This window comes from Azospirillum sp. B506 (genome assembly GCF_000333595.1).
GTDB lineage: Bacteria > Pseudomonadota > Alphaproteobacteria > Azospirillales > Azospirillaceae > Azospirillum.
In genome coordinates, this window is sequence record NZ_BADK01000828.1 from 1 (window position 1) to 12,403 (window position 12,403).

The following is a 12,403-nucleotide window of genomic DNA, read 5'->3' on the forward strand; positions in this document are numbered from 1 at the left end:
GGGGCGGTGTCGAACGCGCTGGGATTCATCGACCGCAAGGCGGAGGAGCAGGCCGCCTGGCGCTACATCCAGATGCTGTCGATCCGCACGCCGTCGCCGCATCAGGTGGCCCGGCTGCTGTCCGGCGGCAACCAGCAGAAGATCGTCATCGCCAAATGGCTGTTCCGCCAGTCGCGCATCCTGTTCTTCGACGAACCGACGCGCGGCATCGATGTCGGCGCCAAGTTCGCCATCTACCAGCTTCTCGACCGGCTGGCCGCCGACGGGATCGGCGTCGTGCTGATCAGCTCCGAACTGCCGGAGATCCTCGGCCTGACCGACCGCGTCGCCGTCTTTCACGAAGGCCGGATCACCGCGGTGCTGAACACGCGCGAGACCAGCCAGGAAGAGATCATGCATTTCGCCTCGGGCCACGGCCGCCCGGCGGCACCGGGAGCCGAAACGACATGAGCAATCCGACGACGAAGGTTCTCGAAGCCGCCGCTCCGCCGCGCCAGCCGGTCGGCGACTCTCCCCAGGCCATGAATGCTCAGGGTATCAATGGCCGCGTGATGAACGACCGGCGCAAGGACCTGATCCAGAAATTCGCGGCCCTCGCCGGGCTTCTGGTTCTGGTCGCCGTCTTCTCCCTGACCAGCGACGCCTTCCTCAGCATCGGCAACGGCATGACCATCGCCTTGCAGGTGACTTCCATCGCCTATCTCGGCGTCGCGGCGACCTGCGTCATCATCACCGGCGGCATCGACCTGTCGGTCGGTTCCGTCCTGGCGCTGGCCGGGGTGGTTGCGGCTCTGGCGGTCAAGGCCGGGGCGCCGGTGCCGCTCGGCATGGGGCTGGGCATCCTGGTCGGCGCCTTCTGCGGTCTGCTGAACGGGCTGTGCGTGACGCGGCTGAAGCTGCCGCCCTTCATCGCAACCCTGGGCATGATGATGGTGGCGCGCGGCGTCGCCCTGCAGATCACCGGCGCCCGCGCCGTGTCGGGGCTGGGCGAGTCCTTCGGCGAGCTTGGCAACGGCGCCATGTTCCGCGTCGTCCGCATCGGCGAGGACGGTTTCCCCGACGTGGTGTTCCCCGGCATCCCCTATCCGGTGGTGCTGATGGTGGTGATCGCCATCGCCGTGTCGATCATGCTGAGCCGCACCACGCTGGGCCGCCACATCTATGCGGTGGGATCGAATGCCGAGGCCGCCCGGCTGTCCGGCGTCAATGTCGCCGGAGTCACCCTGTTCACCTATGTGCTGTCCGGCACGCTGGCCGGCCTGACCGGCTGCGTTCTGATGTCCCGCCTCGTCACCGCCCAGCCCAACGAGGGCGTGATGTACGAGCTGGACGCCATCGCCAGCGCCGTCATCGGCGGCACCTCGCTGATCGGCGGGGTGGGGACGATCTCCGGCACCGCCATCGGCGCCTTCGTGATCGGCATCCTGCGCAACGGGTTGAACATGAACGGCGTGTCGTCCTTCACCCAACAGATCATCATCGGTCTGGTCATCCTGCTGACCGTCTGGATCGACCAGATCCGCAACCGGCGCTGACCGGCCTTTTCCGAAAAGCCAACAAACAACAGGGAGTGAAACCATGAAGCGCTTCGTTTCGGCCTGTCTGGCGTCCGCCATCGCTCTCGCCGCCGGTTCCGCACTGGCTGCCGACAAGGAAATCGCGGTGGTGGTGAAGACCGTGAACTCTACCTTCTGGCAGAATGTGCAGAAGGGAGCCGCCACCGCCCAGAAGGAGGCGGACGGCTACACCATGACCTTCCAGGGTCCGGCGGCGGAATCGGCCATCGCCGATCAGGTCAACATGGTGGAGAACGCGGTGAACCGGAAGGTCGCCGGCATCGTGCTGGCCCCGTCCGATCCCGACGCGCTGGTTCCGGTGCTGAAGAAGGCATGGGAGGCGAAGATCCCGGTGGTGCTGATCGACTCCGCGATCTCCGACACCGGCAAGCAGTATTACCAGGCCATGCTGTCCACCGACAACGTCAAGGCGGGCGAGCTGTGCGCCAAGGTGCTGATCGACAAGGTCGGCACCAGCGGCAAGATCGCCGTCATGTCCTATGTCGCCGGCGCCGGATCGGAGATCGGCCGGGTCGGCGGCTTCACCAAATACATCAAGGACCATTCCAAGCTGGAGATCGTCGGCCCCTTCTATTCGCAGTCTCAGATGGCGACGGCGCTGAACCAGACCACCGACGTGCTGGCCGCCAATCCCGACCTGAAGGGCATCTTCGGCGCCAACGAGCCGACCGCCATCGGCATGGGCCGCGCGCTGGCCCAGAGCGGCAAGCCCGGCCATATCGTCGCGGTCGGTTTCGACGGCAACCAGGATCTCCAGGGCTTCGTCAAGGACGGCACGCTGGAGGCCATCGCCGTCCAGGGTTCCTACCAGATGGGCTATCTCGGGGTGCAGACGGCGGTCAAGCTGACCAAGCGCGAGAAGGTCGATAAGGCGCTCGACACCGGCGTGGTGCTGGTGACCAAGGCCAATCTGGCGACGCCGGAAGCGCAGAACGTCCTGTACTGAGTGACTGCACAGGTCCTTCTCCTGGCCTTGGGCGTGCGCGGCGCCCGGTCCCCCGCCGCGCACGCCATTTTCTTCACCATCGCGTTTCCTGCAGTTGAGGCAATAAGCGATGCGCATCGACGCCCACCAGCATTTCTGGCTGATGGCTGCCCGCCGGGGCGAATGGCCGCCGCCGGAGCTTGGCCCCATCCACCGCGACTTTCTGCCGCCGGATTTGCTGCCGCTGCTGCAGGAAAACGGCATCGACGGCACCGTGCTGGTCCAGACGCTGTGCAGCGCGGCCGACACCACCTTCATGCTCGACCTCGCCGACCGGCATGGCTTCATCCGCGCCGTGGTCGGCTGGACCGACCTGAAGGCGCCGGACGCCCCGCAGCGCGTGCGGGCACTGGCAACCCATCCCAAGCTGAAGGGACTGCGGCCGATGGTGCAGGCGGAACCCTCCGATTGGCTTGACGATCCCGCCCTCGATCCGGCCGCCACGGCAATGGCGGAGGAGGGGCTGAGCTTCGATGCACTGGTCCTGCCACGGCATCTGCCGTCGCTGCTGCGCTTCGCCCGGCGGCATCCGGCATTGGCCATCGTCATCGACCACGCCGCCAAGCCGGAGATCGCCAGCGGCGGCACCCCCGGCTGGTCCGAGGACATGGCCGCTCTCGGCGGCCTGCCGAATGTCCGGTGCAAGCTGTCCGGCCTGCTGACGGAAGCGGGCGAGCGCACGGGCATCGACGACATCCGCCCCTATGTCCGGCAGTTGGTCACTCGGTTCGGCACCGGCCGGCTGATCTGGGGCAGCGACTGGCCGGTCCTGCGACTCGCCGGCGACTATCCCGGCTGGCTGGAGATGTGCCGTCGGCTGATTCCCACGGAGGCGCATGGCGCCGTGTTCGGCGGCAACGCCGCCGCCTTCTACCGGCTGGACTGACCAAGCCCGCCATTCCCCAATTTCCTTCGATCCGCTTTTGCTTCAAGGACCCGACCGATGCCGTCTTCCGTTCCCGAACTTCTCCTGCTGAACCCGTCGGACAGCGTGGCGGTCGCCACCCGCGAGATTCCGGCGGGCAGCCCGGTCGGTGTCGGCAGCTTCGCCGGCACCGCCGCCGCCACCATTCCCAGCGGCCACAAGATCGCCATCCGCGCCGTGGCGCCGGGCGAAGCGGTGGTCAAATACGGGCAGGTGATCGGCACAGCCATCCAACCGATCGAACCAGGCCAGCATGTCCACGTCCACAATCTCGGCATGGGCGAGGCCCGGCTCGACCACGGCTCCACCCGCATCGTCGAGGCGGATCGCGGTGCAGAACAGGCGACCTTCCTCGGCATCCGCCGGCCGTCGGGGCAGATCGCCACCCGCAACTACATCGGCGTCATCGCCAGCGTGAACTGCTCCGCCACCGTCTGCAAGCGCATCGCCGACGCCTTCAATGGCCCTGCGCGGGCCGGTTACCCGAATGTCGACGGGGTGGTCGCCATCGTCCATGGCAGCGGCTGCGGCATGAACGGCACCGGCGAGGGCATGGCGATCCTGCGCCGCACGCTCCGCGGCTATGCCGACCACGCCAATTTCGCCGGGCTTCTGCTGATCGGTCTCGGCTGCGAGATGAACCAGATCGCCCCCCTGGCCCAGACGCTGGCGCCGCGCCCGGATGGGCTGATCGCCACCCTGACCATCCAGGAGGAAGGCGGCACCCGCGAAACCATCGAGCGCGGCGTCGCCCTGGTCCGCGCCATGCTGCCCATCGCCAACGACGTCCGGCGCGAGCCGGTGCCGGCCAGTCACCTGACCGTCGGGCTGCAATGCGGCGGATCGGACGGCTATTCCGGCATCACCGCCAACCCGGTTCTGGGTGCTGCGGTCGATCTGCTGGTGGCCCATGGCGGCACCGCCATCCTGTCGGAAACGCCGGAGATCTATGGCGCCGAGCATCTGCTGACAGCCCGCGCCGCCTCCCCCGCCATTGCCGGCAAGCTGATGGACCGGATCCGCTGGTGGGAGGACTACACCCGCCTGCACAAGGGCGACATGAACAACAACCCGTCGCCCGGCAACAAGGCCGGCGGCATCACCACCATCCTGGAGAAATCGCTGGGCGCGGTCGCCAAGGGCGGCGGCACCCGCCTGAACGCGGTGGTCGATTACGCCGAGCCGGTGACCGATCACGGTCTCGTCTTCATGGACACGCCCGGCTACGATCCGGTGTCGGCCACCGGCCAGGTGGCGGGCGGCGCCAACCTGATCGCCTTCACCACCGGCCGTGGGTCGACCTACGGCTGCAAGCCGACGCCATCCTTGAAGATCGCCACCAACAGCGCGCTTTATGCCCGTATGGGCGACGACATGGACTTCAACGGCGGCGCCGTGCTGGATGGCGGCGTCAGCGTGGCGGAGGCCGGGACGGCCCTGTTCCGCCTGATGCTGGACACGGCGTCCGGCCACCGCACCCGCAGCGAGGAAAACGGCATCGGCGACAACGAGTTCGTGCCCTGGCAGATCGGCGCCGTGATGTAATGGCGGACAGGGTCGGCCTGTCCCGTTCTCCATCGGTCCCCCGGTCGCCGATGAGGACGAACTGGCAGGACCGCTGCGTATGCGAAAATTCCGTGGTCGGCCTTGGACCGCGGCAGCTGCCGGGCTGGCAAACGCAAAAAAGGAGGAACCGGCAACGATGGCTGCCGGCCCTCCCCTCGCGGTTTCGATGACCTGCCGCCTGATTATGCCGCCAGATGCGACAGGTCGGTGTGGTGATCGAAGTGGCCGTCGTTGGCGAACGCCATCGCGTGGTAGTCGGCATGTTCCGGCATATGCGCCGCGTCAGGACCGAACGCCGGGGTGGCAGCGCTCTTGGCCGTCTGGGAGACCAGATGGTTGTAGACGTTCACGGTATCGAGTGCAGCCACCGTCGCAGACGGCTCGGCCACCGCCGCAGCCTTCGCGGCCGCGAACACGCTCTTGTCGACGTTGGCCACCAGGGTGCCGTTCCACCACATGTCCGACTGGCCCTTGATCACATCCTTGCCATCCAGAGCACCGCGGTCATAGCTGACGTTGGAGGCGGTCGGCGACAGAGCGTGGCCGTTGATCGTGATCTTGTTGACGACCAGATTGCGATCCTGGCCGTTGATCACGGTGTCGTTGTCGTACTGCACCTGGATCTTGTGCGCCTGATCGGCGGTGACGCTCGTCGAGAAGGTGTAGTCCTTCGCCGACGTGCCGACCGTGGCGTCGCCGATCTGCTTGCCGTCGACGAGCAGCTTGAAGTGCGCGTTGACATTGCCGGCGGCGTGGCCCGAAGCGTTCACCGTGATGCTGGCCCCGGCCTTGATCGCCGTCGCCGGGGCCGTGGGGGCGGGAGTCGCCGTCGACGACCCGTCGGGCACCGTGGTGTCGCCCGTGGGCTTGCTGTCGTAAACCCGCACATAGTCGATCTTGAACTGCTGGGTCGAACCGTCCGGGTTGCCGATCCAGCTGTTGCTGCCGCCCACCGCCTGGTTCAGCAGGAGATACATCGGGCTGTGCATATCCGACGGCGTGGGGGTGGAGAACACCGACTTCCCATCGAAATACCAGGTGATCTTGTCGGCCTGCCAATCCACGCCATAGGTGTGGAAGCCCTTCGACAGATCGCCCAGATCCTTGTTGAACGACTGGGCATAGGGGTGATTACCGCCGGAATCGTTGCCCCAATGCAGGGTGGTGGCATATTCGTTGGGAAGACGTGACGAATATTCCATCACATCGAGTTCCGGCGGCCATGCCTTGTCGGTGCGCATCAGCCAGAATGCCGGCCAGAAGCCGCTGCCGCCCGGCATGTCGGCGCGGATTTCATAATAGCCATAGGTGTGCTCGAAGGTCCCCATCGAGCTGAGCACACCCGTCGCATAGGTCTGCCCATTCGGCAGCCCGTCCTGGGGGGTTGAGGTGATCGACAGAACACCGTTCGAGACGCTGAAAGGATTTGTCGCGCCGGCGGGACCGGATTTTCCGGCGCTCTCGGTATCAACATAGTATCCAGTTTCACCATTAATGGGTGTTTGGGCACCCCAATGATAAGCTGTGTGCCACTTATCAGTCTTGCTGTAGGCATCGAAGCCGTTGAATTCATCGTTGAAAAGAAGAGTGCCAGACATATCACTGCTCCGTACTGTTCTGCATGCCCGCTTTAACTCGGGCATGTCGGAGCCTAGGGTCGCCTGGTTAACAGAATCATAAAATTTTACGCAAAAGCCGTCTCTCTCTGTGACGTCGGAGAGACATCCAGCCAAATTCACGCAAAAACTCATGATCAGGACGATTTTTTTTGAGTCTATCGCCTTAAGACCTCTTCCGCTCTAAGGCAAACACAAGATGTTGAATCAGTAAGACTCGGATCTTATTTTTAGCGAATCCACCTGATGACTCCGTCAGCGGATCCAAGGACTCCGCTCATGAAAACCTTTGCATAACGTTCCTTTTGGAAATGACCGTTCAGGACGAGACGAGGCAGGGCGTGCAACGCTCCGGCGTCGCCCGGCACCAGAACTCCCTTGCGCGTGGTGACCGCGGTGTCGAAGCCCAATTGTCCGGCAATCCCGAAATCCCGTACCCCGCAGGATCCGGGATCCCCATAGGGAAAAGCGAAATGGCGAACCGGGACTTTCAATCGATCCTCCAGGATGCTGCGCGACTCCCCCATCTCCCGCCGGGCCTCGTCTTCGGGAAGGGCGGCGATGGCGGGATGGGTCAGGGTGTGGGCGCCGAACTCCACCACCCCGCTGGCCTGCATGGCGCGCAGCTCCTCCCAGGTGACGCCCAGCTCGTCGGACAGGCTTTCGGGAGACTGGTCGTTCAGGGCACAGAAATCGGCAAAGGCCCCGGCCGGGTCGCCGGTGGCCTTCAGGGAGCCGACCAGCAGCGCATAGGCGGCGGTCTTTTCGTCCGCCGTCCGCGTTTGCAGGCGACAGAGCCTGTCGCCCTTGCCGAACCAGACATCGTCGCACCGGTTCAACACCTGCTCCACACCGAACCACCAGATCGGCAGAGTCCGGTCGGGGATGCCGGTGGTGACGAAGGCGGTGAACGGCGCTCCATGGCGTTGGAACATCGGCAACACCACCTCATGGGTGTCGCGGTAAATGTCGTCGACGGTGAAACAGACGAACTTGCGGCCGAAGCGGCGCTCGACGAGGCGTCGCCGCACCTCGCTCAGGGTGACGATGTCCCACCCCTCGGTCCTGGCGAGGTCGAGGACGCCGTTCAGGAACGACGCACGGATCGCCAGCCCGGCGGTCGGGGCGAACCCGGATGGCCCATCCTCGTCGACGACACGATGGAAGCAGAAGATCCCCCCCACACCGGCGATCATCCGGTCGATCAGCCGATAGAGCGCGGTGTAGTACAAGGCATCGAGGCCGAGGCCGATGATCTTTGGCGACATGGTTGACTTGTCTCCCCCGTTTGGCCGTTCGGATATGGAAGGGCGGTCAGCGCAGTCTCGCCGGCGGTCTTGCCGGCATTGCGGGAAGCGGCCGGCTCGCCAGGGCCGTCCGCAGCGACCCCATTGCCCGCTCCGCGAAAGCGGGAGAACCGTAGTAGGTCGACACGCGGCGAATCACCTCGGTGGAATTGCGCGGTGGCAACCGGTCCTTGCACCGCATCAGGAAGTCGACCATGGCGTCCTGCTTCATCGGATCGACGATGCTGCCCGCCGCACCGAGCGCGACGAGGTCGGGGCTGGCGCCGTTATAGACGGAGAAGAGCTGCGGCAGCCCGGCGACCGCCGCCTCCAGGGTCGCCAGGCTCCAATTGTCCTCCAGCGTCGGCAGCACGAAAATGTCGGCGGCGGCGAAATGGCGCGGCAGGTCCGACTGATCAACAAATCCGGCCATGACCGTCTTCAGTCCCGGCACCCCGGACAATGCCGTCCGTAAATCGGCGATGCGGTCGCCGCCGCCGGCAAGCAGGACGGTCGCCGGCCGCGGATCGCGGCATTGCGCCTCCGCCAGCGCCCGGGCGAACGGCATCACCCCTTTGCGGTCGACAAGCTGCCCGACGAACAGAAAGCCGGTCCCCTCGACCCCCAGCGCCGACCGGTGCCCATCACGGTCCGGCAATTCCGCCGCCGTGCGTTCGGCGAAGAAATCGGTGTCGACAGCCGTCATTCCTTCATCGACGGTGAGCGGGTCGGCGCCGTAATCCACCAGCAGTTCGGTGGAGGCGGCGCCGTTCGACCAGAAGCGCGTCGGGAAGCGGGTCAGCAGATGGCGCACCACCGACCGCGTCGGGCCGATGGCGCTTTCGGTGTGGCGGGTTCCCTCCCACCACAGCACGAAGGGGATGCCCCTCGCCTTGCAATACAGTGCGGCGGTCATGCTGCGCGCGCCGAATTCGGTGCTGACCACGATGTCCGGACGGGCCTTCACCAGGGCAGGCAGCAGCCCGGGGCTGATATGGACCCAGCGTTCGTCACGCACCCCCATGTTGTCACGGACGCGATGATACTTGATGGTCGCACCGCGCAGGACCTCATAGGAGAAGGCGAAGCTCTCCGGCGGCATCGCCCAGAGCCGGTTGGGTTCCCTCCAGCGGTCGAAGATGACGTGCAGCCTGCACAGTTTCGCCAGTTCCGCATAGAACGGGTTCCGGTAGGGCGTCGGCATCTGGTTCAAAAGCGCGACACGCATGATCTTCCACTCCGGTCAGATGGTCGGACGCCCGGCGGCGGCAGGCCGGAACCACGCATCCACGGGTCCGGCAAACGCCATGGCCGAACTGCGGAACGGGGCGGCGAATGCCAGCGTCATGACGATCAGCCAGCCGGGGTTCAGGCGGCCGCCGAACACCGGGTAGCTGAGGTTGTTCAGAATCAGGAAGACGGTCAGCGGGATCAGCAGCAACCGCAATTCATGGTCGAGCCGCAGGATCTGAAGCCCCAGGGCCACGCAGAACATCACGATCAGCCCCAGTCCGAGATAGCCCGATCCAAGCCAGGCCGACAGGAAGCCATTGTGGCTGTGCGCCGCCTCCCACCCGACGCTGTCGGGATCGGCAACCGAGAAGATCGTGCGCTCCAGGGCGAAGAAGCCGGTGCCGAACGGGCTGTTCTTCGATGCATCCCACAGCGCCTGCCACAACGGCAGGCGCCCCGTCAGCGAACTCAGCTCGTCGGCGCCCTTTCCGAAGGCGCCGGCGATGCCGCGCATCAGCGCCTCATCGACATGGGTCAGCAGCCATCCGGCCGCCCCGCCGGCAGCCACCGTCGCCGTCAGCACCACGACCGTCGCGGTCCGTCCGGCATGCTCCAGAAGCATCAGCAGCCCGAGCAGCAGCAAGGACAGCGCCACGCACATGTCGGTGGTGAAGGAATGGAACAGGACCAGCGACAGCAGGGACACGCCCAGCAGCAGGCCGGAGCGCAGGTCATGCAGCAGGACGAAGCGGTGGGCGCCCAGCAGCAGGACGATGCCTGCCACCATCGCCCCCTCATTGTTGTAGAAGGCGCCGACGATGCCGCCGGAAAAATCGGCCATGCCGCGGAAAACATAAGGCCACCAGCCGGCGACCAGCGCCGCGACGGCAATCCGCTCCACATCCAGACGCCACAGCGGCGATGCCGCGACATGCGCGGTGACAATCCAGAAGGCGAGCAGTTCGATGCCCTTGTAGAGGCTGAGCTGCGGCCACAACGACCACAGCACGCTGGCGAGCAGCGACAGGACCAGCGCCGTGATCCAGAAGGCGGGACCGCGCAGCAGATGTCCCAACGGCAGCGAGCGGCTGATCAGCAGCCACAGCATCCAGCCCGCCGACAGGGCGGTGAACAGCACCTCGATGCGGTTGCTGGTCGACAGACCTGCATTCACGAGATCGTCGATGTCCTCGCGCCAGTCGTAGAAGATCGGCTTCCACAACAGATAGACCAGAAGAAAGCCCCAGCTGACCAGCCGGGCCGATGTCGGCGCCACATGGACCGTCGGGCCGGCAAGCGCCAGCCGCCAGCCGGTCCACAGGGCGGCCAGCATGATGACGATCATCGCGGTCACATACAGGTCGAAGATCGGCATGGCCAGCCACCGTCCCCTTCGGCTTCGCCCCGCCGCAACGGGGCGCCATCGGTGCATTCACGAGTTTCCGGGCAGCGATGCCGGGCTGGAAACCACGGACAGCGGCCGGGATGGACGTCTCGACAGGCGCTCCACCTCGGCATAGACCTTGCCGACCGTGTTCTCCCAGCTCAGTTGCCGGGCGCGGTCGAGCGCCCCCGCCGACTTGTCGGCGAGAAGAGGCCGGTCGCGGTGGAACCGCAGCAGGATATCGGCGAGCGCAGCGGTGGTCGCCTCGATGCTCAGATCCTCCACCGGAATGGCGGCACCGCAGCTGTCGACGACGAATATGCCGGGTCCGCCGATGTCGAGACAGACCACCGGAAGCCCGGCCGTCAGCGCCTCCAGCACGACGTTGGCGCCGCCGTCCCGCAGGCTGGGGAACAGAAAGACGTCGCTGCTCCGGTAAAAGGCGTCGAGTTCCCCGCGCGGCAGCCAGGGGACCCAGCGGATATGGTCGGCGACGTTCAGCTTTTCCGCCAGCCGGCGGAAGGACTGCTCCTCCGGCCCCTGCCCGACGGCGGTCAGCGTGCCCTCCCCCCCGCGTGCCCGGAACTCCGCCAGGGCGCGGATCGCCAGCTGCAGCCCCTTCAAGGACAGGAAGCGTCCGGCGAACAGCATCTTCAAACCGTCCGGCCGGTCGGCCGGCGGAACCGGATGCGCGCGTCCCAGCCGGGTCACATCGACGCCGCTTTCGATGGCGACCATGGTCTTGTGCTGGAAGCGTCGTGGGATCAGGCCGGCCGACCGCGGGGTGCGGGCAATGATGAGGTCGGCGCTGGCGAAGCTGCCGGCCATCAGCGGATCGAAGCGGACCGCATGGTTCATCGCGTCGCGCAGGTCGTCTTCGAGGCGCCGGATCCAGGTGTAGCTCGGGCGCAGCATCCGCGGCGCACTATCGCCGCCGCCCAGCGGACCGAAGACGAAGGGGATCCGCAGCCGCCCCATGAAGCTTGGCGCACGGATCGACCCGAAGGTGATGTGGTGGACCAGCTCGAACCGTTCGCGGCGGTGCAAGGCCAGCGCCCGGGTTGCGGCCCCCCATTGCCAGACGAGATAATAGAGGAAGAACAGGTACTTGGTAGCCGCCCAGCGGTCCAGCCGGACCGGCAGTTCGTAATAGTGGAAGCGGATGTCCGCCAGTGCGGCATCGGCGGCGACCGCGTCTTCGATGGCGGCCCGGTTCTCGGCTTTCGTCAGGACATGCAGTTCATGCCCCAGACGGTGGATGCCGCGCATCCAGTTCCAGCCGACCCCTTCCTCGGAGCCGCGCTTGGGATCGCATGCATAGGCGGACAACAGGATTTTCATGATGTTTGTCGCTCCACCGTCAAGCCCTGAGGTGATAGTCGCGCAGCTTCGCTTTGTAGGAGCCGTACTCGCCCGTCCCGTAGCGGGCCTGCCGGGCGGTATCGACGCGGGTCAGGGCGGTGCCGTCCACCGTCGTGCCCATGCCGGTCAGCAGTTTCAGCGCCACCTTCACAACGTCGCGCGGCGTCTGCCCCCAGCGGACGACGAACAGCACGCGGTTGGCGACGTCGGTGTAATATTGGGCGTCGTAGACGGCCAGGATCGGCGCCGTATCGATGACGATCAGGTCGTACCGGCTTTCCAGGGTTTGGAAGACCTGCCGCAACCGTGTCGAGTTCAGCGCCCCCTCGTTCGGTCCGGACACGCCGCCGGCCGGCAGGATATGGATGCCCGACGCCGGATCGACCCGGATGACGTCGTCGAGGGCGGCGGATGCGGTCAGCAGCTCGCACAGGCCGGGCTCGTTCTTCATCGCCAGAAAGCGGCTGGC

General features: G+C 65.9%; 11 protein-coding genes. 5 read left to right on the forward strand and 6 right to left on the reverse strand.

Annotated elements, in window-relative coordinates; genetic code table 11:
- The 5 genes from I71_RS25770 to I71_RS25790 all read left to right on the forward strand — a co-directional run.
- On the forward strand, nucleotides 1–450 hold a 450-nt coding region (locus tag I71_RS25770), incomplete at its 5' end, for an ATP-binding cassette domain-containing protein (protein ID WP_042700621.1).
- A complete protein-coding gene (locus I71_RS25775; protein WP_199902258.1) occupies nucleotides 447–1,535 on the forward strand; it encodes an ABC transporter permease in 1,089 nt (362 codons plus the stop codon). The genes I71_RS25770 and I71_RS25775, both read left to right, overlap by 4 nt.
- 43 nt (nucleotides 1,536–1,578) lie before the next feature.
- A complete protein-coding gene (locus tag I71_RS25780; protein WP_042700624.1) occupies nucleotides 1,579–2,523 on the forward strand; it encodes an ABC transporter substrate-binding protein in 945 nt (314 codons plus the stop codon).
- Nucleotides 2,524–2,632: 109 nt separating this feature from the next.
- Nucleotides 2,633–3,448, forward strand: a complete 816-nt coding sequence (locus I71_RS25785; RefSeq protein WP_042700626.1) for an amidohydrolase — start codon at nucleotides 2,633–2,635, stop codon at nucleotides 3,446–3,448.
- 57 nt (nucleotides 3,449–3,505) lie between these two features.
- The gene (locus I71_RS25790) at nucleotides 3,506–5,032 is read left to right on the forward strand and encodes a UxaA family hydrolase (RefSeq protein WP_042700629.1); all 1,527 of its coding nucleotides are present in this window, start codon (nucleotides 3,506–3,508) and stop codon (nucleotides 5,030–5,032) included.
- Between the two features lie 203 nt (nucleotides 5,033–5,235).
- On the opposite strand, the gene I71_RS40885 is transcribed toward I71_RS25790, so the two are convergent.
- The 6 genes from I71_RS40885 to I71_RS38515 form a co-directional block, all read right to left on the reverse strand.
- Nucleotides 5,236–6,651 carry a family 16 glycosylhydrolase gene (locus tag I71_RS40885; RefSeq protein WP_307189030.1) on the reverse strand — a complete coding sequence of 472 codons (1,416 nt, stop codon included), beginning with the start codon at nucleotides 6,649–6,651 and terminating at the stop codon, nucleotides 5,236–5,238.
- A 248-nt stretch (nucleotides 6,652–6,899) separates the two neighbouring features.
- Nucleotides 6,900–7,937 (reverse strand): polysaccharide deacetylase family protein, encoded by a 1,038-nt coding sequence (locus I71_RS25800; protein ID WP_042700632.1) that lies wholly within the window; start codon nucleotides 7,935–7,937, stop codon nucleotides 6,900–6,902.
- A 46-nt stretch (nucleotides 7,938–7,983) separates the two neighbouring features.
- Nucleotides 7,984–9,183 (reverse strand): glycosyltransferase family 4 protein, encoded by a 1,200-nt coding sequence (locus tag I71_RS25805; RefSeq protein WP_042700635.1) that lies wholly within the window; start codon nucleotides 9,181–9,183, stop codon nucleotides 7,984–7,986.
- A gap of 15 nt (nucleotides 9,184–9,198) precedes the next feature.
- A complete protein-coding gene (locus I71_RS25810) occupies nucleotides 9,199–10,563 on the reverse strand; it encodes an O-antigen ligase family protein (RefSeq protein ID WP_042700637.1) in 1,365 nt (454 codons plus the stop codon).
- Between the two features lie 57 nt (nucleotides 10,564–10,620).
- Nucleotides 10,621–11,913 carry a glycosyltransferase family 4 protein gene (locus I71_RS25815; protein ID WP_042700640.1) on the reverse strand — a complete coding sequence of 431 codons (1,293 nt, stop codon included), beginning with the start codon at nucleotides 11,911–11,913 and terminating at the stop codon, nucleotides 10,621–10,623.
- Between the two features lie 19 nt (nucleotides 11,914–11,932).
- On the reverse strand, nucleotides 11,933–12,403 hold a 471-nt coding region (locus tag I71_RS38515; protein ID WP_199902259.1), incomplete at its 5' end, for a CpsD/CapB family tyrosine-protein kinase.